This window comes from Actinoplanes sp. NPDC049316 (assembly GCF_040677315.1).
Classification (GTDB): domain Bacteria; phylum Actinomycetota; class Actinomycetes; order Mycobacteriales; family Micromonosporaceae; genus Actinoplanes.
Window position 1 is genome coordinate 67,062 of the sequence record NZ_JBFAQM010000001.1, and the last position, 20,056, is coordinate 87,117.

At 73.3% G+C, this 20,056-nt stretch carries 22 protein-coding genes; 8 read left to right on the plus strand and 14 right to left on the minus strand.

Annotated elements, in window-relative coordinates:
* The first annotated feature begins 9 nt into the window (after positions 1-9).
* On the plus strand, positions 10-1,653 hold the full coding sequence (locus AB0K03_RS00260) for a long-chain fatty acid--CoA ligase (RefSeq protein ID WP_364678240.1): 1,644 nt from the start codon (positions 10-12) through the stop codon (positions 1,651-1,653).
* Here AB0K03_RS00260 and AB0K03_RS00265 read toward each other — a convergent pair.
* The 6 genes from AB0K03_RS00265 to AB0K03_RS00290 all read right to left on the minus strand — a co-directional run bounded on the left by AB0K03_RS00265 (position 1,632) and on the right by AB0K03_RS00290 (position 7,494).
* A complete protein-coding gene (locus tag AB0K03_RS00265; protein WP_364678243.1) occupies positions 1,632-3,980 on the minus strand; it encodes a glycosyl hydrolase family 65 protein in 2,349 nt (782 codons plus the stop codon). The genes AB0K03_RS00260 and AB0K03_RS00265 overlap by 22 nt on opposite strands.
* Positions 3,981-4,065: 85 nt before the next feature.
* Entirely contained in the window at positions 4,066-4,431 is a 366-nt protein-coding gene (locus AB0K03_RS00270; protein ID WP_364678246.1) for a TraR/DksA C4-type zinc finger protein, read from the minus strand.
* 17 nt (positions 4,432-4,448) lie between these two features.
* Entirely contained in the window at positions 4,449-5,171 is a 723-nt protein-coding gene (locus tag AB0K03_RS00275) for a cell shape-determining protein MreB (RefSeq protein ID WP_364678248.1), read from the minus strand.
* A 105-nt stretch (positions 5,172-5,276) separates the two neighbouring features.
* The gene (locus AB0K03_RS00280; RefSeq protein ID WP_364678250.1) at positions 5,277-5,546 is read right to left on the minus strand and encodes a BON domain-containing protein; all 270 of its coding nucleotides are present in this window, start codon (positions 5,544-5,546) and stop codon (positions 5,277-5,279) included.
* Positions 5,547-5,632: 86 nt separating this feature from the next.
* Positions 5,633-6,154, minus strand: coding sequence for a universal stress protein (locus tag AB0K03_RS00285; RefSeq protein WP_364678252.1), 522 nt, complete (start codon positions 6,152-6,154; stop codon positions 5,633-5,635).
* Between the two features lie 140 nt (positions 6,155-6,294).
* A complete protein-coding gene (locus tag AB0K03_RS00290; protein ID WP_364678255.1) occupies positions 6,295-7,494 on the minus strand; it encodes a helix-turn-helix domain-containing protein in 1,200 nt (399 codons plus the stop codon).
* 139 nt (positions 7,495-7,633) lie between these two features.
* Here AB0K03_RS00290 and AB0K03_RS00295 point away from each other — a divergent pair, with 139 nt between their 5' ends.
* Both AB0K03_RS00295 and AB0K03_RS00300 read left to right on the plus strand, forming a co-directional pair.
* Positions 7,634-8,086 carry a DUF2243 domain-containing protein gene (locus AB0K03_RS00295; RefSeq protein WP_364678257.1) on the plus strand — a complete coding sequence of 151 codons (453 nt, stop codon included), beginning with the start codon at positions 7,634-7,636 and terminating at the stop codon, positions 8,084-8,086.
* Positions 8,086-8,904 carry a cytochrome c oxidase assembly protein gene (locus AB0K03_RS00300; protein WP_364678260.1) on the plus strand — a complete coding sequence of 273 codons (819 nt, stop codon included), beginning with the start codon at positions 8,086-8,088 and terminating at the stop codon, positions 8,902-8,904. Before AB0K03_RS00295 ends, AB0K03_RS00300 begins: the two co-directional genes overlap by 1 nt.
* On the opposite strand, the gene AB0K03_RS00305 is transcribed toward AB0K03_RS00300, so the two are convergent.
* From AB0K03_RS00305 to AB0K03_RS00315, 3 genes are read right to left on the minus strand one after another with little or no spacing between them, the layout of a single operon-like run.
* Entirely contained in the window at positions 8,844-9,788 is a 945-nt protein-coding gene (locus AB0K03_RS00305) for a sulfite exporter TauE/SafE family protein (RefSeq protein WP_364678263.1), read from the minus strand. The genes AB0K03_RS00300 and AB0K03_RS00305 overlap by 61 nt on opposite strands.
* Positions 9,785-11,140 carry an MBL fold metallo-hydrolase gene (locus AB0K03_RS00310; protein ID WP_364678266.1) on the minus strand — a complete coding sequence of 452 codons (1,356 nt, stop codon included), beginning with the start codon at positions 11,138-11,140 and terminating at the stop codon, positions 9,785-9,787. The genes AB0K03_RS00305 and AB0K03_RS00310 overlap by 4 nt, the downstream gene beginning before the upstream one ends.
* Positions 11,141-11,183: 43 nt before the next feature.
* Positions 11,184-11,501 (minus strand): rhodanese-like domain-containing protein, encoded by a 318-nt coding sequence (locus tag AB0K03_RS00315; protein WP_364678268.1) that lies wholly within the window; start codon positions 11,499-11,501, stop codon positions 11,184-11,186.
* Between the two features lie 165 nt (positions 11,502-11,666).
* Between AB0K03_RS00315 and AB0K03_RS00320 the strand changes: the two genes are divergently transcribed.
* From AB0K03_RS00320 to AB0K03_RS00335, 4 genes are all read left to right on the plus strand, one after another.
* Positions 11,667-11,933, plus strand: a complete 267-nt coding sequence (locus AB0K03_RS00320; protein ID WP_364678270.1) for a metal-sensitive transcriptional regulator — start codon at positions 11,667-11,669, stop codon at positions 11,931-11,933.
* A 53-nt stretch (positions 11,934-11,986) separates the two neighbouring features.
* Complete coding sequence (gene trxA, locus AB0K03_RS00325; RefSeq protein ID WP_364678273.1) at positions 11,987-12,376, plus strand: thioredoxin; 390 nt, start codon at positions 11,987-11,989, stop codon at positions 12,374-12,376.
* 63 nt (positions 12,377-12,439) lie between these two features.
* Positions 12,440-12,709: a metal-sensitive transcriptional regulator gene (locus tag AB0K03_RS00330; protein ID WP_364678275.1), complete on the plus strand. Its 270-nt coding sequence runs from the start codon at positions 12,440-12,442 to the stop codon at positions 12,707-12,709.
* Positions 12,706-13,227, plus strand: coding sequence for a hypothetical protein (locus AB0K03_RS00335; RefSeq protein WP_364678277.1), 522 nt, complete (start codon positions 12,706-12,708; stop codon positions 13,225-13,227). Before AB0K03_RS00330 ends, AB0K03_RS00335 begins: the two co-directional genes overlap by 4 nt.
* 8 nt (positions 13,228-13,235) lie before the next feature.
* Here the strand turns inward: AB0K03_RS00335 and AB0K03_RS00340 are convergent, their stop codons facing one another.
* From AB0K03_RS00340 to AB0K03_RS00360, 5 genes are all read right to left on the minus strand, one after another.
* Positions 13,236-14,063, minus strand: coding sequence for a sulfite exporter TauE/SafE family protein (locus AB0K03_RS00340; RefSeq protein WP_364678280.1), 828 nt, complete (start codon positions 14,061-14,063; stop codon positions 13,236-13,238).
* Positions 14,060-15,259: an FAD/NAD(P)-binding oxidoreductase gene (locus tag AB0K03_RS00345; protein WP_364678283.1), complete on the minus strand. Its 1,200-nt coding sequence runs from the start codon at positions 15,257-15,259 to the stop codon at positions 14,060-14,062. Before AB0K03_RS00345 ends, AB0K03_RS00340 begins: the two co-directional genes overlap by 4 nt.
* Positions 15,256-16,656, minus strand: a complete 1,401-nt coding sequence (locus AB0K03_RS00350) for an MBL fold metallo-hydrolase (RefSeq protein ID WP_364679367.1) — start codon at positions 16,654-16,656, stop codon at positions 15,256-15,258. The genes AB0K03_RS00345 and AB0K03_RS00350 overlap by 4 nt, the downstream gene beginning before the upstream one ends.
* Positions 16,657-16,807: 151 nt before the next feature.
* Positions 16,808-17,464 carry a DUF2202 domain-containing protein gene (locus AB0K03_RS00355; RefSeq protein WP_364678286.1) on the minus strand — a complete coding sequence of 219 codons (657 nt, stop codon included), beginning with the start codon at positions 17,462-17,464 and terminating at the stop codon, positions 16,808-16,810.
* A gap of 92 nt (positions 17,465-17,556) precedes the next feature.
* Positions 17,557-18,093 (minus strand): rhodanese-like domain-containing protein, encoded by a 537-nt coding sequence (locus tag AB0K03_RS00360; RefSeq protein WP_364679370.1) that lies wholly within the window; start codon positions 18,091-18,093, stop codon positions 17,557-17,559.
* Positions 18,094-18,347: 254 nt separating this feature from the next.
* On the opposite strand from AB0K03_RS00360, the gene AB0K03_RS00365 reads away from it, so the two are divergent.
* Entirely contained in the window at positions 18,348-20,042 is a 1,695-nt protein-coding gene (locus tag AB0K03_RS00365; protein ID WP_364678289.1) for an aminotransferase class V-fold PLP-dependent enzyme, read from the plus strand.
* Positions 20,043-20,056 lie beyond the last annotated feature (14 nt).

Here is a 20,056-nt window from a genome sequence, read left to right on the forward strand (position 1 = left end):
AGGAGAACCGTGCGTGGCCTGATGCAGCAGTCACCCCTGGACGTGTCCGCCCTCATGCGGAGAGTGGAGCAGCTCTTCGGGCACAAACGCGTCATCACCGCGACGACGACCGGGGAGGTCGTCGCGTCGTGGGCCGACGTGGTGCGCCGGGCGCGACGGCTCGCCGCCGTGCTCGACTCGCTCGACGTTCCCCGCCAGGCGAGGGTCGGCACCTTCGGCTGGAATTCCCAGCGGCACGTGGAGCTCTACCTCGCCGCGCCGAGCAGCGGCCGGGTGCTGCACACCCTCAACCACCGGCTCTTCGCCGAGGAGATCGTCCACATCGTCAACGACGCGGCCGACGACGTGCTGTTCGTCGACCGCTCGCTGATGCCGCGGGTGTGGCCGCTCGTCGACCGGCTGCCCACCGTACGCACGGTCGTGGTGATGGACGACGGCGGCCCGGCGGACCCGCCGGACGACCCGCGCATCGCCGATTACGAAGACCTGCTCTCCGGGGTACGCGAACCAGCGGCGCCCGCCGCGGTGGACGAGGACGACGCGGCCGGCCTCTGCTACACCTCAGGCACCACCGGGCTGCCGAAGGGGGTGCTCTACAGCCACCGGTCGATCGTCCTGCACGCGCTGATGTTGCTGGGCGTGGACAACTTCGCCATCGGTGAACGCGACGTGGTCATGCCGATCGTGCCGATGTTCCACGTCAACGCCTGGGGGCTGCCGTACGCCGCCATGCTGGCCGGCTCGGATCTGGTGCTGCCCGGCCCGGCCATGGCGCCGGAGCAGCTGATCGAGCAGATGGCCCGGCACCGGGTCACCTTCTCGGCCGCCGTCGCGACCATCTGGCGCGGGCTGCAACCCCTGCTCGGCACGGCGGACCTCACCAGCCTGCGCATGGTGATCTCCGGAGGCGGCGCGCTGCCCGGCACGCTGACCCGAGCCTGGCAGGACGGCGCCGGGATCCCGCTGACCAACGCGTGGGGGATGACGGAGACCAGTCCCGTGGTCACCTGTGCGCGGCTGGCCACCGTCCACGACGGACTCGACGCCGACGCGCGCCGCGAGGTGCTGCGCAAGCCCGGGCCGCCGCTGCCGCTCACCGAGATCAGGATCGTCGACGAGGCGGGTGTGCCCGTGGCGGGCGAGCGCGTCGCGGGGGAGCTGCAGGCGACCGGCCCGACCGTGGCGTCGGCGTACTTCGGCGCGGAGCCGGCACCGTCCTCGTTCACCGCCGACGGATGGCTGCGCACCGGCGACGTGGGCGCCCTCGACCGGTACGGCTACCTCGAGATCATCGACCGGACGAAGGACATGGTGAAGTCGGGCGGCGAGTGGATCTCGTCGGTCCAACTGGAGAACGAGATCATGGCCCATCCCGCGGTGCACGAGGCCGCCGTCATCGCCGTCGGGGACGAGCGCTGGGGGGAACGGCCCCTGGCCTGCGTGGTCCTCGTGCCCGGGGAGTCGCTGGACGAGCAGGACCTGCGCGCTCATCTCGCCGGGTCGGTCGCGTCGTGGTGGATCCCGGAGCGGATCCTCGTCGTGGACGAGATCCCCAAGACGGCCACCGGGAAATTCTCCAAGGTCTCGCTGCGCGCCCTCGTGCAGGCACGCGAGACGGCCGAACAGCCCCCTCAGGAGCGGCTGGGTGCGTAGCCCGGCGGCTGCTCGGGCCGCGGCAGCAACGGCGTCAGCGGTGGTATGGGCCGCTCGACGAGCTTGCCGGAGGTCACCTCGACGTCCTCGCCGTAGAGCCGGACGGGCAACCGGGCGTCGGTGCCGTCGCGCAGGCTCACCCGTACGGTCCGGTGGTCCGCCTCGACGAGCAGCCGCGCCCCGCTGTGCCGCAGGCGGAAGCGCAACCCGGTGATCCCCTCGGGGAGCCGCGGGGCCAGCGCGAGGACGCTGCCGTGCTCGCGCAGACCGCCGAAGCCCTCGACGATCGCCGACCACGCCCCGGCCAGCGAGGCCAGGTGCAACCCGTCGCGGGTGTTGTCGTGCAGGTCCCGCAGGTCGACCAGCGCGGCCTCCCAGGCGTAGTCGTGCGCCAGCTCCAGATGGCCGACCTCCGCGCACATCACCGCCTGCGTGCAGGCCGAGAGCGACGAGTCCCGTACGGTGATGCGCTCGTAGTAGTCGACGTTGCGGGCCTTCTGCTCGGCGGTGAACTCCTCCGGGCACCAGTGCATCGCCAGCACCAGGTCGGCCTGCTTGATCACCTGCCGCCGGTAGAGCTGGAAGTACGGCGCGTGCAGCATCAGCGGCTGGTCCGGCCGCTCCGCGGCGAAATCCCACGGGGCGTAGCGGGTGAACCCGGCGGACTGCTCGTGCACGCCCAGCCGGTCGTTGTAAGGCACGTGCACCGCGTCGGCGGCGGCCTGCCAGGCCCGGGTCTCCTCCGGACGCACGCCGAGCCGGGCGGCCGCCTCCGGCTCCCGCACGCACGCGGCGACGGCCGCCCGCAGGTTGCGTGCCGCCATGAGATTGGTGAACAGGTTGTCGTCGGTGACCGCGCTGTACTCGTCGGGACCCGTGACCCCGTCGACGTGCCATACCCCGCCGGCGTCGTGGTGGCCGTGCGAGACCCACAGCCGGGCCGTCTCCACCAGGATCTCGAGGCCGCAGTCCCGCTCGAGCGTGTCGTCGCCGGTGACGTCGCGGTAGCGGTCGGCCGCGCGGGCGATGACCGCGTTGAGGTGCAGCGCGGCGGTGCCCGCCGGCCAGTACGCCGAGCACTCCTCGCCGTGGATCGTGCGCCACGGGAAAGCCGCGCCGGCCAGGCCCAGGGTGCGGGCCCGGTGCCGGGCCTGGCCGAGGATGCTGTGCCGCCAGCGCACCACGTCCGCCGCGGCGTGCGGGGCGATGTACGTCAGCAGCGGCAGCACGAAGCCCTCGGTGTCCCAGAACGCGTGCCCGTCGTACCCCGGTCCGGTCAGGCCCTTGGCGCCGATCGCGCGCCCCTCGGCTCGGGCGCCGGCCTGCAGCACGTGGAACAGGCCGAAGCGGACCGCCTGCTGCAGCACCGGGTCGCCGTCGATCTCGACGTCGGCGGTGTCCCAGAAGTCGTCCAGGTACGCGCGCTGGCCGGCGGCGAGGCCGTCCCAGCCCGCGTAGCGTGCGCCGTTCAGGGCCCCGGCCACCTGGTCACGCAGCGCCTGCGGCGAGCGCGTCGAGCTCCACGCGTACCCGAGGAACTTGGTGATGCGCAGGCGCCGGCCGGGCCGCAGCACGGTGACCACCGTCGTGCGGGCCCAGTCGTCGCGGACGTCGGTCTCCTCGTCGTAGTCGCCGGGCGCCTGCACGACATGGTCCATGCCGGCGCCCATCAGCAGGCGGCTGGCGCGGGTGCGGTGCAGCAGCACCGCGCCGTGCTGCTCGGTGTCCTGTCCCACGGCCACCAGCGGGCGGTCCAGCGCGGCGGCGACCCGCGGATCCGAGGACTCCTGCGGCTGCTCCTCGTTGGCGACCAGGCCGGACTGCACGGTGATCCGCACCTCGTGGCCGACGGCCTCGACCTCGTAGTCGATGGCGGCCACCGCCCGCTGGGTGAAGGACACCAGCCGCGTGCTGCGGATCCGTACCCGGCGCCCGGCCGGGCTCTCCCAGTCCACGCACCGTCGCAGCACGCCGTCGCGCAGATCCAGGACCCGCTCGTGGGCGAGCAGCCGGCCGTGCGCCACGTGGAACGGCTCGTCGTCGACCATCAGCCGGACGAGCTTGCCGTCGGTGACGTTGACGACGGTCTGGCCCTGCTCCGGATATCCGTAGCCGCCCTCCGGGTACGGCAGCGGCCGCTGCTCGTAGAACGAGTTGAGGTAGGTGCCCGCGATGACGTGCGGCTCGCCCTCGTCGAGGTTGCCGCGCAACCCGATGTGGCCGTTCGCGAGGGCGAGCACGGACTCGGTCTGCGCGAGCCGGCCGCGCTGCAGTGCGGGCTCCCGGACCTGCCACGGCTCGACCGGGAAGAGGACGTCGCGGATCATGTGGGCAGCACGACTGGGGGCATGGGCTTCTCCGCGGGCCGGGTCGGCAAGGTCACCTTCACCCTGACCCGAGACGCCGGCCAGGTCAAACGCTGAGCACCTCGCGCGCCGCGGGCTCGGCGGTCCGCTCGCAGAGCGCGCAGTGCGCGGCGTGCGGTACGGCCCGCAGCCGGCCCAGCGGGATCGGCTTGTCGCAGGACACGCAGATGCCGTAGGTGCCCTCGGACATGCGCCTGAGCGCGTGCGCGGTGTCGGCGATGCGCTGCCGGGTGGAGGCGGTCAGGGCCCGCAACGTACGCGGGTCGTAGCCGCCGCGCCGCGGCAGGCGGGCGTACACCGTGAGCTGGGTCAGCCGGACGGTCTGCGCGGCGAACTCCTCCTCGAGCATGCTGCGCAGCAGTTCCGAGAGCTTCGCGGGCAGGTGGGTCGCGTCGTGCACTGCGGTGCTCATGGGACCTCCAGGAGCGGTCAGGCGCGGGCCGGGTGGCGAAGCAGCGACATCGCCGCCAGGCCGGCGCCGGTGAGGGCGGCCGTACGGGGAGCCGCGGCCCGGTGGACGGGTCCGCGCAGCGCACGGGACAGGGCCGGGGCCAGGTCGGGCTGGAGGGCGCCGTCGCCCACCAGCAGCGGGCCCCGCGCGAGGGCGGACAGCACTTCCGGCCGCTCGGGGCCGGCGCGTAGCTCGTCGAGGTGGCGGACGACGGTGTCCGCGAGGAGGCCGGTGGTGGCGCCGCGGGTCAGGTCGCGGGTGCCGATGTCGGTGCGGCGGGCGGCGGTCACGCGGCCGTCAAGCAGCAGGGCGACCTCGGTCAGCTCGGCGCCGGCGTCCACCACGAGCAGGCTTCCGGCGGCGGCGCCGGAGCCGATCGCCGCGGCGCGGACGGTGTCCACGAACACCACCCGGGCCGGGGCGAAGACCGCGTCCAGCACGCGCCGGGCCGCCTGCTCGTCGGCCGGCGCGGCCAGCACCGGCCGGCACGCCACGACGACCCCGCCGGGCGGTACGGGCTCCGGATACCGGCGGACCAGGCCGGTCAGCAGCGTGACGCAGCCGTCGACGTCGACGACCCGGCCGCGGCGTACGGGCGCGTCCGCATCGCCGCAGGGTCCGCTGACCGTGCCGCGCTGCGAAGCCCACACGCCGGCGCTACGGCTGCCGAGGTCCACGGCGAGCGCGGTCGGAACAGGCACGACGGCTCCTTTCACGGTGGATCAGGACGGGTCTCGCGGTGGTCAGCACGGGTTTCACGAGGGTCAGGACGGGTTTCGCGAGGGTCAGGACGGGTTTCACGGGGGTCAGGACGGGCGGAACGGCTCGGCGCTGAACGGATGGGTCCGGTTGACCTTCGAGCGGACCAGGTCGGCGTCGTCGAAGTCGTACCGGATGCGGTCGATGACGGCGGTGACCCCGGGAACCCCGGCGGTCAGCCGGGTGGCGATCCCGGCGGTGGACCTGCGGCCGACCTCGCCGGTCAGCACGGCCGTGCCGTCGTCCACATGGACCTGCACCTGGTCCGGATGGATCCACAGTCTGCGGCGCAGAACCTCTTCGATCTTCTTCTGCATGGGGGTACCTCCCGGGCTTGTGGGTGACGTACCCAAGCCTTACCAAGAAGTCATGTATCGACTACGGTCAGCAACGGCGACTGTCGTCACGGTTGTTTGCCGGTCGTCGGCAAGGATGGTCGGCTGGCAGGACCCGGGTGTGCGGGGACGGCGGCCTCGGCGGGCACCACGAGCACCGGGCACGTGGCGTGCTGCACGCACTGGTGGCTGACCGATCCCAGCAGGAGCCCGGCCACGGTGCCGTGCACCGGGCCGCCCAGGACGAGCAACTGTGCCGACCAGGCGGCCAGCAGCAACTGCTCGGCCGGCCGGCCCGCCACGACGTGCGGCCGGACCGGCGCCGACGGGCCGTACTCGCGGGCGACCTCGACCAGGGTGTCCAGCAGCATCCGTTCCGTGTCGGCGGCGAGGTCGCCGCCGGTGTACACGGCCCCGGCCGCCCACTCCGCTCCGTAGGTGAACGTCGACTGCGGCGCCCACACCGCGACGGCCTCGACCTCCGCGCCGCTGCGATCCGCCTGCCGTAGCGCCCACCGCAGCGCGGCCTTGGCACCGGGTGAGCCGTCGATGCCGACGACGATGGGTCTCTGCCGGGTGTCCGGGTGCATCGCGAGGCCTCCTCACCGATCTCCTCGGCCCAGCATTCCCGGGCCCGGCGACCGGCCGACAGGGGGTCCGACGGCGAACCGGGGGACCGGGGATTGCCGGTCGTCGGCAACGGATGCGGTGCGGCGGCCGGGCCGCCGGCTCAGGCCGGTCCCGCGACCGGCTCGGCCGGCCACTCGAGCGCGCGGGCCCCCAGCACCGCCGCCTGCAGGGTGAAGCGGTGCGCGGGGTCTGACGGGTTGTACCCGGTCAGGTCCTTGATGCGCTGCAGACGGTAGGTCACCGTCCGGACGGACACGTGGATGCGCTTCGCCGTGTCCGTCGCGACCCCGCCGGTGTCGAAGTACGCCTGCAGCGTGCCCAGCAGCGGCTCGGCCCCGCCGCGGGCCTGCTCCAGCGGGCTCAGCACCGCGTGGACCAGCTCGACGATCGCCGGCTGGTCGCGCAGCAGCACGCGGTAGATGAGCAGGTCCCGGGCGTTGACGACGGGTGTCTCCAGGCGCAGCCGGGTCGCCATGGTCAGGGCTTCGCGGGCTTCCTCGTACGAGCGGGCGATGCCGTACAGCCCCGGGTGGGCACGCCCGACGGCGACGCGCCACGGCCCTCCCCGCGGCAGCCGGCGCAGCTCGTCGTGCATCAACCGGCCCAGGTCAGCGGCCGGTGCCGGACCGGGGTGGCCGTCGGCCGGCGTGAGGACCACGAGCAGGCCGTCCTTGGTGGCCACGAGCACGTCCCGGTCGCCCATCCGGTTGAAGATCACCGCCTCCAGCGCGGTGATCGCCGTGTCCGTGTCGGGCAGGCGCCGGCTCGGCGCGGCCAGCGCGACCTGATGCGAGCGTGTCAGGTCCAGGCCGAACGGCTCGGCCCGGTCCACCAGGGCGCCGGGATCCGAGTCGCCGCGCAACAGATCGTCGACCAGCTCGCGCCGCAGCGCCTCCTCGCGCCGGACGAGGTCCCGGCGGGCCTGGGCGTACCCCTCGGCGAGGGTCGCGACGGCGTCGTCGATCACCTGCAGCACCGCCGCGGCGGCCGCGCGGACGGCCTCCCGGTCCCGGCTGCGGACGACGGCGGGAAGGTCCTGCCACAGCCGGCGCGCCGCGGACAGGTACAGCTGCACCGCCCGCCCGGCCGAGATGCCCTGCTCGGCGGCGCGCCGCCCCAGGGTCTCCACGGCCTCCAGCTCGGCCCGCTTCGGGCGGCGGCCGGTGATCGCCGCATCGGCCAGCAGCGGCAGATAGTCACCGAGCAGCTCGACCGGAACGCCGCCGGCGTCGCGGCTCGCCCCCGAGGCGACCTCGGCGAGCCACCGGTCGTCGGAGCCGGCGACGGACGCACCTCCCATGACAGGCCCTCATCTCGGTCGCACGCAGCGGCATCGCCATCTTGCCTCCAGCCCGGGACCCTGACCAGCCGACGCGCTATCCGTCGTTTGCCGGATACGGGACCGGGTATGTGACGCGTTCCCGGCCAGGAGGTGTCCGATGTCCACCGTCCCCAGGCGCAACATGCTGTCCGGAGTCCTGCTCGGAGTGGGTGTCGCCGGGTTCGTCGACGAGACCGTCTTCCACCAGCTGCTGCACTGGCACCACTTCTACGACAAGTCCACCCCCGCCATGGGGCTGATCTCCGACGGGCTGTTCCACGCCGGGAGCTGGTTCTGCACGGTGGGCGCGCTGTTCCTCGTCGCCGACCTGCGCCGCCGCGCCGCGTTCCGGGCGACCCCCTGGTGGGGCGGGCTGCTGCTCGGCGCCGGTGCCTTCCAGCTGTACGACGGCACGGTTCAGCACAAGCTGCTCGGGTTGCACCAGATCCGCTACCACGTCGAGCTGGCCCCGTACGACTGGACCTGGAACGTCATCGCCGTCGTGCTGATCGTCGCCGGTGCGGTTCTGCTGGTGCGGTTCCGGCGCGCCGCGGTCTCCACCGCATCGTGATGCCGGGGCTCTTCGGAGTCGCGCTGCTGACCGCGGCCGTCCTCTACGTGGCCGCGGCCGGCACGGTGCGCCGCCGTGGCCGCTGGTGGCCGCCGGGGTGTACGACGCTCTGGCTGGGCGGTCTGGCCACGGCGGCCGTCGCGCTGACCGGCCCGCTCGCCCGGGAGGCGCACCACGACTTCACCGCGCACATGGCCGGGCACCTGCTGCTCGGGATGACAGCCCCGCTGCTGCTCGTCCTGGCCGCCCCGGTGACGCTCGCATTGCGCGCTCTGCCGGCGCGCCAGGCCCGGGGCTTGTCACGGATCCTGCGGAGTCTGCCGGTCCGGGTGCTCACGCATCCGGTCACGGCCGGCGTGCTGAACGCCGGAGGCCTGTGGGTCCTCTACACGACCGGCGTCTACCGCGAGATGGGCCAGCACCCGTGGCTGCACGTGCTCGTACACGTCCATGTCGCCGCCACGGGCTACCTGTTCACCGCCGCGATCATCGGCGTCGACCCGGCCCCGCACCGGCCGGGCCCGCGTACCCGTGCGGCGGTTCTGATCGCCTTCCTGGCCGCCCACGCGATCCTCGCCAAGCATCTGTACGCCCATCCGCCGGCGGGCGTGCCGGCCGCCGGCGGTCGTACGGGCGCCGAGCTGATGTACTACGGCGGCGACCTCGCCGACGTCGCGCTCATCGTGGTGTTCTGCCTGCAGTGGTACCGCTCCACGGACCCGCGCCGGCGAAGCGCCGCGGGTCCGCGGATCCCGGCTCACCGGCTGCCGGGCCGGCCTTGGCGCCTTCCGGAGGAGGCCAGGACCGGTGCGGAGTGATCGGGAGCGGCCGCGAGGGCGTCACATGGCTCCCGGCGCCGGTGCCGTTGCCGCAGGAGGACGCCGGCCGCCGTCCCGGCCGTCACGACGGCGACCGCGACCCACCACTCGGGCCTGCCCCAGAGCTGGCCGGGGAGTTGCTGAGCCAGGACGAAGGCGCCCATCACCACGACGAACCAGCCGAAGGCCTTGCGCAGGACGTCCTCGCGGATGAGCCCGGCCAGTCTGCCGCCGAGGAAGCTCCCGGCGATCGCGGCCACGGTGACCGCGATCGCGAGCCCCCAGTGGATGTGGACGCTGGACAGGTAGCCGGCGAGCCCGGCGACCGACTTCATCGCGATGACCAGCAACGAGGTGCCGACCGCCACCGACATGGGCAGGCCGCCGAGCAGCGCCAGGGCGGGCACGACCAGGAAGCCGCCGCCGGCGCCGACGAGGCCGGTGACCAGGCCGACGACGACGCCGTCGGCGATGACGTGCAGCACGGGCAGCTCGTGCCGGGCGGGACGCTCGGCAGCCGACCGGCGGCCCCGGATCATGGCGACCGCCGTGGCGAGCATCATGAGCGCGAACCCGGTGAGCAGAACGGCGCCCGGGATGTACGCGGCGACGCGCCCGCCGGCGTACGCGCCGGTCATGCCGGCCAGCCCGAAGATCAGGCCGGTACGCCAGCGGACCCGGCCGGCCCGGGCGTGCGGGATGACGCCGGCGGCGCTGGTGGCCCCGACGACCAGCAGCGAGGTCGCGATGGCCTCCTTGGCGGGCAGGCCGGCGACGTAGACCAGCAGCGGCACGGCCAGGATGGATCCACCGCCGCCGAGCAGGCCCAGGCTCACGCCGATGCCCACCGCGAGGACCACGGTCAGGATCAGGGTCGCGCTCATGACCGCACCGGAAGACCCGCCTCGGCGGCCTTGCCGAAGTCGTCGTCGACGGCCACGACGTGGCGGCCGGCGGCGGCGAGCAGGGACGCGGCGATGGACGCGCGGTACCCGCCGGCGCAGTGCACCCACACCTCGCCGCCGGGCACCTCGTCCAGCCGCTGTGGCAGGTCGTGCAGCGGGATGTGCACGGCGCCGTCGATGTGGTTCTCGGTGTGTTCGAGCTTGCGGCGGGTGTCGAGGACGACGACCGGCCGGTGGTGGCGCACCTGGGCGAGGTCGGCGAACGTGGCGCGCGGGAACGTCTCGAGGTCGTGGTCGCCGGCCCAGGTGGCGGGGTCGCCGGTGGCGTGCGCGGCCGGCCGGTCGATGCCGATGCGGACCAGTTCGCGCTGGGCCTCGGCGACCTGCTCCGGGGTCTCGGCGAGCAGCGTCAGCGGCGTACCCCAGGGGATGAGCCAGCCGAGGTAGGTGGCGAAGCTGCCGTCGAGGCCGAAGTTGAGCGTTCCGGCGACGTGCCCGGCGGCGAACGCGACGCGGTTGCGCAGGTCGACGACCCATTCGCCGTCGGCGAGGCGCTTGCGCAGCTGCTCGGCGTCGGCGCGCTGCGGTGCACTGAGGTCCGGCGCGGCGGGGCCGGCGCTGTTCGCCGGGCCCATGTGCGCGTAGTACGCCGGCCACGCGTCCAGGCCGGCCAGCAGCTCGTCCACGAAGGCCTGTTCGGTCTGGGTCAGCACCGGGTTCGTCCGCTTCTCCGCCCCGATGGTGGAGGCGCTGGCCTCGGACTGCGTGGCCGAGCAGAAGCTGCCGAAGCCGTGGGTCGGGAAGACGTCCGCGGTGTCGGGCAGGTCGGCCGCGAGCCGGTGCGCGGACTGGTACTGGTGGTGGACCAGGTCGTGGGTGTGCGCGGGGCCGAGCAGGTCGGGGCGGCCGACGGCGCCGTAGAGCAGAGAGCCGCCGGAGAACACGGCGACCTGTTCGCCGTCGGCCTGCAGGGCGTACGACAGGTGGGTGAAGGTGTGCCCGGGGGTGGCGATCGCCCGGACCCGCAGGGTGTCGCTGACGGTGATCACGTCGCCGTCGCGCACGGGCACGCGGTCGAAGCTGACCGGGTCGTCGGCGTTGACGTGGTACGCCGCCCCGGTCGCCCGGGCGAGGGCGTGGCCGCCGGTGACGTAGTCGTTGTGGATGTGCGTCTCGAAGACGTGGGTGACGGTCACGTTCTCGGTGGCGGCGAGGTCCAGGACACGGTCGATGTCGCGCTGCGGGTCGACGACGAACGCGCTCGTGCCGTCGTGCACGAGGTAGCTGCGGTCGCCGAGCGTGGGCGTGTCGAGCGGCAGGATGCGGAACACGGCGGTGACTCCTTCAAGCGGGTGGGAGGGGAGGGGGATCGGGTCAGGCGGCCCGGCGGCCGCGGACGACCGGGTGGCCGGCGCGCTGCCAGGCGGCGGTGCCGCCGGCGACCGACCAGGCGTCGACGCCGGCCCGGCGCAGGTGCTCGGCGGCCATCAGGCTGCGGTTGCCGCTCGCGCAGATGACGTAGACCGGTACGCCGCGCGGCAGGCCGCCGGCGCGGGCCGCGAGCCGGCTCAGCGGAACGGCTTCGGCGCCGGGCACGTGCCCGGAGGCGTACTCGAACGGCTCGCGGACGTCGATGACGACGGCGCCCTCGCCGTGCCGGGTCGCGAACGTCGCCAGATCAACCTCACGCATGCATCTCTCCTTCGATCTCGTATACCCCCGGGGGTATCTGCTCTCGACCATAGCGCGGTTGTTCCGGCTGCCGTCAACCCCCGGCGCCGGAGCGCGGGGGTCGTTCGGCCCATCCGGAATATATACCCCCGGGGGTATGGTTGCGGGAGAGGAAAGGAGCGCGACATGCATCTCGATCAAGCGGGCAGCGCCGACGTACGCCGGCGGCTGCACCGGGCCGAGGGTCAGCTGCGCGGCGTGATCGCCATGCTCGACGACGGCCGGGACTGCACCGACGTGCTGACCCAGCTGGCCGCCGTGACGCATGCCCTGCACCGCGCCGGCTACGCGATGCTCGCCGGCGGCCTCGAGCAGTGCCTGACCGCCCCGGCCGGTGGCGAACGCGAGGAGAGCGTCGCCCGGCTGGAGAAGCTCTTCCTCGCCCTGGGCTGACCGCAGTCCGGAGTGTCTGCGCCGGCCCGGCCGGCGGGAAAGGAACGAACGACATGAGTACGACAGCCCTGACGATGGAGACCTTCGAGCGGACCGTCAGCGCCGACGGCATCGTGCTGGTCGACTGGTGGGCCTCGTGGTGCGGCCCGTGCCGCCGCTTCGCCCCGGTCTTCGAACAGGCCAGTGAGCGGCACACCGACATCGTCTTCGCCAAGGTCGACACCGAGGCCGAGCAGAACCTGGCAGCCGCGGCCCGGATCAGCTCCATCCCGACGCTGATGGTCTTCCGCGACGGGATCATGGTCTTCTCCCAGCCGGGCGCGCTGCCCGCCACGGCCCTGGAAGGGCTCATCACCGCCGTGCGGGAGATCGACATGGACGAGGTCCGTGACAAGATCGCGCAGCAGCGCGTCGGCGGCGGCGCGGCCAGGGCGGCCGGCTGAGAGACCGGCGTTGCATACCCCGGCGGGTAGCATCGCAGGGGGTTGACAAGAGGAGCGTGCGGAATGCAGGTCGACGTGACGGCGACGGGCGATGTGATCAAGCGGCTGCGCCGCGCGGAGGGCCAGATCCGTGGTGTGATCGGCATGCTGGAAGAGGGGCGCGACTGTGCCGACGTCGTGACGCAGCTGGCCGCGGTCTCCCGGGCCCTCGACCGCGCCGGCTTCAAGATCATCGCCAGTGGGCTGCAGCAGTGCATGACCGCGGCGGAGGACGGCGAGGACCAGAGCGCCAACCTGGAACGGATGGAGAAGCTCTTCCTGTCCCTGGCATGAGCGATCCGCGGCGGTACGGACCAGGCGAGCGCCTTCTCGCCTGGTCCCTCGTCGCGCTCCAGCTGCTCCTGCTGGCCGGACTGGTCCTGCTGCCCGGGCCCCGCGCCTGGCACCCGCGGGGGTGGCTGACGGCGGCCGCCGCCACAGCGATCGTCGCTGCGGCGGCCGTGGCCGTGGCCGGCGCCGTCCGGCTGGGCGCGGGCCTGACCGCCTCGCCCCTGCCCTCCTCCGCCGCCCGGTTGCGGACGACCGGGGTCTACGCGTGCGTACGGCACCCGATCTACAGCGCCCTGCTCCTCGGCGGGGCCGGTGTCGTCGCCCTGGGCGGCCGGATCACCCGGGTGGGGGTCTGGCCGGCGCTGCTCGCGCTGTTGTGGCTCAAGACGCGGCTGGAGGAGCGCGCGCTCGCGGCACGCTTCCCCGGCTACGACTCCTATGCCGCCGCGACGCCCCGGCTCCTGCCGAACCCGGTGCGCTGCTGGAGACGGCTACGGGACGACAGCGCGAGCACTCCCTGACCCCCGCATCACGGGCCGGTCAGGGTGTGGACGGCGGTGTAGGCGGCGACGAGCAGGATCAGCACGGCGAAGGCGCGAGTGGCGACCGTCTCGGGCACGCGATCGGCGGCCTTGCGGCCGGCGAGGCTCGCCGCCATCGCCGCGAGCGCGAACGGCACGGTGGTGGCCCAGTCGACATGGTCGTAGCCGGTCCGCGCCACCAGCGAGGCGAGCGAGTTGATCGCGATGATCACCAGCGAGGTGCCGACCGCTTCGGACATGGGCAGGCCGAGCACCAGCACCAGCGCCGGAACGATGACGAATCCGCCGCCGACCCCGAGGAAGCCGGTCAGGAACCCCACGGCCAGCCCCGCCGCGACGAGCTTGACGGTGGCTCGCGTACGGGTGCCGGGAACCACGCGAGCCAGGCCGACGGAGCCACCCGGTCCACCGCCGAGGGGACTCCCCGCTGCGTCCGGCGGGTCGCCCCGGCTTCCGCGGCGGCCCTGGACGAGCATCCCGGCGGCCGTCACGACCATCAGCGCGGCGAATCCCAGGAGCAGCACGCGCGGCGCCACATGGCGATTGGCCAGCGACCCGGCCACGGCGGCGGCGATGCCCGTGACGCCGAACGTCAAGCCGGTACGCCAGCGGACGTTTCCCGCCCGGCCGTGGCCGGCGGCGCCGACGACGGCCGTGGCGCCGACGATGATCAGGCTGCTGGTGGTGGCGTTCTGGGGACTCTGGCCGAGCAGATAGACCAGCGCCGGCACCGTCAGGATGGCACCCCCGCCGCCGAGCCCGCCGAGGATGACGCCGATGACGAGGCCGAGCCCGGCGGCGGCGAACAAGGTCATGCCCGGCCGCGGAGCATGCCGTGCCAGTACAGCTGCGGCAGGCCGTACCGCTTGAGCAGGTACATGTCGTAGCGGGGGCGCATCGTGTCGATGACGGGGAAGCTGGGCCGCGGGGTGAGCGTGTAGTCGAACTCCGCGAGCAGCATCCGGTTGTGGGCCGTCACCACGGGACAGGACGTGTAGCCGTCGTAGCGGGCGGTCGCGGGCGCTCCTCGGCGGGCGGCCAGCACGTTGGCGGCGACGACCGGTGCCTGCTTGCGGATGGCCGCCCCCGTCTTCGAGGTGGGCAGGTTGGCCACATCGCCCAGGGCGAACACGTCCGGCCAGTCCGGGCTGCGCAGGGTGTACTGGTCGACCTTGACGTAGCCGTACGGGCCGGCCGGGTCGGCGAGCGGGCCGGTGCGGATCCAGTCCGGCGCGCTCTGCGGCGGTGCCGTGTGCAGGAACTGAAAGTCGAGTTCCTCCTTCGTGCCGGTCGCCGTGTCCAGCAGCACCGCGCGGCGGTTCGGGCCGTCGACCTCGGCCAGCTCGGTGTTGTGGCGTACCTCGATGCCGTAGCCGGCGGCGATCCGCTTGAGCACTTCGCCCCAGTCGGGCTGGCTGAACATCGCCGCCGTCGGCATCACCATGATGAGCCGCATCCGGTCGAGCAGACCGTGGCGGCGCCAGTGGTCCGCGGCGAGGTAGGCGATCTTCTGCGGCGCGCCGGCGCACTTGATGGGGCCGGGCGGGGTGACGAACAGCGCCGTTCCGGGCTCGGCCCGCTGGATGAATTCCCAGGTGCGCGGCGCCAGGTCGGCGCGGTAGTTGCTGGCGACGCCGTCGTGGCCGACGGCCGCCTGGAGGCCGGGTATCGCGTCGAAGTTGAGCTGCAGCCCGGGGGCCAGCACGAGCTGCTCGTAGCCGAGCGAGGTGCCGTCGCCGAGGGGCACGGTGCGTGCCTCGGGATCCACGCCGGTGGCGCGCTGCCGGATCCAGGTGACACCCTTCGGCATGACCGACGCCTCCGGCCGTGCCGTCTTCCGTACGTCGGTCAGGCCCGCGCCGACCAGGGTCCATAGCGGCTGGTAGTAGTGCACGTCGGACGGCTCGACGACGGCCACGTCGGCGACCCGCGCCCGGCGCAACCGGGCCGCGACGCTGATGCCGGCCGTACCACCGCCGACGATGACCACCTCGTGCCGGCGGGCGCTCATCGGTCCGCTCCGGAGACGGTGGCCGGCTCGTGGGCGGTCCGCCAGGCCAGGTAACCGCCGAGAAGGTCGGAGACGTCGGGGTGCCCGGCGCGGCGCAGCAGGCTCGCCGCGACCGACGAGCGGTACCCGCTGTGGCAGGTGACGACCACGGGCCGGTCCGTCGGGACCTCGGCGAGCCGTCCGGGCAGCTGGGCGAGGGGGATGTGCCGGGCGCCCCCGATGGCGCCGGCGGCGACCTCGCCGGGATTGCGGACGTCCAGGACGGTCGGCGGGTTCGCCCCGGCGATCGCGCTGCGCAGGTCGCTCACGGTCAGCCGGCTGGCGCGGTCCACCGACTCCGGCATGGCCAAAAATGCGGCCTCGGGTTCGCGCAGGTAGCCGGCCACGTCGTCGAGGCCGATGCGGGCCAGCCGGGTGACGATCTCCTCCTCGCGGTCCTGCGGCGCGATGACGAGGATGCGCTCGTCGGGCCGCACGACAGACCCGGCGGTCTCGGCGAAGCGCCCGTCGGCCGGGACGTTCAGCGAGCCGCGCAGGTGGGCGGCGGCGTAGTCCTGGGCGTCCCGGGTGTCCAGGACGACGGCGCCCCGGTCCCGCTCGGTGCGGAACTCGTCCACGCTCAGCGGGGTCGGCGGGTTCGCCACGTCGAACAGCCGGTGCTCGCGGCGGTTCAGCACGGCGTCGTGCACGAAGTAGCCGGGTGCGGCCGGTTGCCCTTCGGTGACCATGGCGAGGAACTGCTCGGCGCTCATCGGCGCGCACGCGTAGTTGGTGGCCCGTTGCTCGCCGATGGTCGAGGCTCGTTCGGTGGACAGGTTCTTGCCGCAGGCCGAACCCGCACCGTGCGCCGGGAACACCCGTACCGCGTCGGGCAGGCTCATGAGCTTGTGCTGCACGCTGTCGTACAGCATCGTGCCGAGTTGACCGGCGGTGTATCCCAGCGAGGCGAGCAGGTCCGGGCGGCCGACGTCGCCGATGAACAGCGCGTCGCCGGTCAGGACCGCGTACGGCACTTCGTCGCCGGCGTGCTCGAGAACCAGGACGCTGATCGACTCCGGGGTGTGACCCGGCGTCTCCATGATCTGCAGGGTCACGTCGCCGAGGCTGATCCGTTCCCCGTCGGCGAGCTTGCGGATCGGGTAGTCCGCCTCGGCGCGCTGCCCGTACCCGATCCAGGCGCCGGTCTTCGCGGCCAGCTCGAGGTGGCCGGCGATGAAGTCGGCGTGGAAGTGGGTGTTGATGACGGCCTCGATGGTGAGGTCGTGCGCCTGCGCGTCGGCCAGGTACTCGGCGATGTCCCGCCGCGGGTCGACCACCACCGCCCGGCGGGTGCCCTCGTCGGCGATCAGGTACGAGGCCTGCGACAGGCAATCGAGGTAGTACTGGGTGAAGATCACGGACGCCTCCACGGAGTTCGATGCGATGTGCTGTCGCTCCAACATACCCCTGGGGGTATCGGGAAGGCGTCGGCGGAAGCCCTCGATCCTCGGGACCAAAGTCCTGCCGGTGCGGCGAGGGTGGGGCGGTACGCCGCCCCACCCTCGTGGTTCACCGCGTCGACCAGCGGGTGAACGCGGTCAGGTGCCGCTCGGACGCCGCCAGCAGATTCGCGTACACCTGTTTGACGTCCGGCGCCGTCAGGCCGGCCTGGGCGTCGCGCAGCGCGGCGATGTCGTCGCGCTCCACCTGCTGACCGGCGGCCAGCGCCTCGGCCAGGCTGGTCCCGCCCTTCGCCAGGAGCCTGTCGTAGGTGGCCTGGACGGCCGGATCGGTGAACTTCCCGGCCTGCTGGTTCGCGGTCGGGTCGGCGATGCCGTAACGCTGCAGCAGCGTGCGTACGGCGTCCAGGTGCCGCGTCTCGGCCGTGGCGATGTGGTCGAAGACGACGGCGTCGTAGCGCGCGGCGAAGGCCGCGTACAGGTCGTGGGCGAGCTTCTCCTCCTGCGCCATCGACGCCAGGGTCACCTTCTGCGACTCGGTGAGCGTGCCCTGGGCGGTGGTGACCTTGAGTTGCAGGCAGGTGCCGTCGCCGTATCCGGCACCCATGCCGGGGCCGCGGCCCGGCTGACTCACGGTGGCCGTGCCGGCCGGGCCGGGGCCGAACGGGCCGTTGCCGGCCAGCGCCGGAGCGGCGACCGCCAGCCCACCCAGACCGAGCGCGCCGGCCGTCACGAACGTGGCCGCGCGGCGGGTGATGGTCTTCATGGCTCCTCCTTCGTTTCTGACACCTTCACGGTGGCTCGCCGCCGTGGCGGCGGCGTGCAACCGGTGTGCAGACGGCATGGAGAAGCCGGTCGTCAGCGGGCGCCGGCCAGCTCCCCGACGACCCGATCGATGTCGCAACTGGCGCCGCGGTTGAACGGCAGGCGCGACAACGCCGCCCCCATCACGCAGCTGTTGGTCAGCGCGGCCACGACCAGGCCCGCGCCGATCGCGGCAGCGAACCACTGGGCTCCCGGGACGATCAGCCCGGCCAGCACGCCGAGCAGCACCAGGGAGCCGGCCACCAGCCGGACCTGACGTTCGATGTCCCACCGGTTGCGGCCCCGCTTGAGCGGGCCGCCGGTCGACTCCCAGGCGAGCACGCCGCCGTCGAGCACGTGGACGTTCGGCATGCCGATGCCGGTCAGCAGCTGCTCGGCCTGGCTCGCGCGCATGCCGGAGCGGCAGACCAGCACGACGTGGTCGAGGTGGGCGCGCAGCTCACCGCGGTGCTCGCGGAGCAGGTGCAGCGGCACGTTGTACGCGCCGGGGATGTGCATCGCCTCGAACTCGGCCGGCTCCCGGACGTCCAGCAGGCGGGGGCCGTCGGCGGTGGCGAGCCAGTCGCGCAGGGCGGCGGCGTCGAGGCGGGTGGGGCGGGCCGGGCTGTCGGAGGTGCTCACGACGTCAGGACTCCTTCTCGGATGGACAACATACCCCAGGGGGTATATGGAACGGTAGCGCCGTCGATGGCTTCCCGCCAAGTCCAGCGCCGGGCGGGACGCTGCCCCTACGGGCACGATCCGGCCACGCGCCTTCGCCGCAGCGGCTGAGGCGTGCCTAAAGTGCCTGCGAGGCGCCAGTTGCCGGGCGGAAGGTGGTCGCCATGCCGGTTGTGCGTACCTCGCCGGACCAGGACCGCGAGGCACCGTCGTCGCCGCTGATCGAGCGGATCCGCGCCGGCGTCATCGGCGAGGGTGAGGTGCTCGACGGGCCGTACGGGCCGCGCCGGATCACGTACGCCGACTACACCGCGTCCGGCCGGGCCCTGGACTTCGTCGAGGACGTCATCCGCGACCGGGTGCTCCCGTGGTACGCCAACACGCACACCGAGTCGTCGGGCACCGGACGGCGGACGGGCGCGCTGCGCGAGGAGGCACGGCAGGCGGTTCACCGCGCCGTCGGTGCCGGGCCGGACGACCTGGTCGTGTTCTGCGGCTCCGGGGCCACGGCCGCGGTCAACAAGCTGGTCGGCATCCTCGGGCTGCGACTGCCCGGCACCCTCGACCGGCGGTACGGGCTGAGCGCGCTGATCCCGCGGCGGGAGCGGCCGGTCGTGTTCGTGGGACCGTACGAGCATCACTCCAACGAGCTGCCGTGGCGCGAGTCGATCGCCGAGGTCGTCACCATCGACGCCGGCCCGGACGGGCACATCGACCTGGCGCACCTGCGACAGGAGCTGGTGCGGTACGCGGGCCGGCCGCTGCGGATCGGCAGCTTCTCGGCGGCGTCCAACGTGACCGGGATCCTGTCGGACACGGAGGCCGTCGCGGCGTTGCTGCACGCGCACGGGGCGCTCTCGTTCTGGGACTACGCCGCAGCCGGGCCGTACGTGCCGATCCGCATGGGCGAATCGGCGCCGGGGCGGGGCGACCACAAGGACGCGGTGTTCCTGTCCCCGCACAAATTCATCGGCGGCCCGCAGACGCCGGGGGTCCTGGTGCTGCGCCGCGAGCTCGTCACGGACCCGGCGCCGGCCGCGCCCGGCGGCGGGACCGTGCTGTTCGTCGACCCGTACGGGCACCGGTATCTCGACGATCCGGTGGCCCGCGAGGAGGCCGGCACGCCGGCGATCGTCGAGTCGATCCGGGCCGGGATCGTGGTCGGCCTCAAGGAGGCGGTGGGCGCGGAGCTCATCGCGGCCCGGGAGCGGCGGCTCTGGCAGCGCGCGCTGCACCGGTGGCAGGGCGCGGAGAACCTCGAGATCCTCGGCAACGTCCGCGCCGACCGGCTGCCCATCGTGTCCTTCCGGGTGCGCTCGGGGGACCGGTACCTGCACCACAACTTCGTCGTCGCCGTGCTCAACGACCTCTTCGGCGTCCAGGCCCGCGGCGGCTGCTCGTGCGCCGGCCCGTACGGTCATCGCCTGCTCGGGATCGACGACGCCGCGTCGGTGGCGTTCCGCGGTCTCGCCGCGCGCGGGTTCGAGGGGTTGAAGCCCGGCTGGACCCGGATCAACCTGCACTACTTCCTCTCCGACCCGGTCGCCGACTACCTCATCGACGCTGTCGCCCTCCTCGCCCGGCACGGCGGCCGGTTGCTGACCGACTACCGGTTCGATCCGCGGACGGGGTCGTGGGAGCACCGCAGAGCGGCCGGCACCCCGCTGCACCTGGCCGACCTCGCCGTCGGCGTGGACGGCCCGGCGCACCGGAAGCTGGGCGAGGACGTTCTGGCCGGCCACCTCGAGGAGGGACGGCTTTTGCTGCTGAGCCGGCCCGACGTCGCCGACGACGGGCCGGCGTTGCCCGCCGACCTCGAGGCCCGGCGCTGGTTCCGGCTACCCCGTGCCTGTCTGTGACCCCTTCGCCCGGA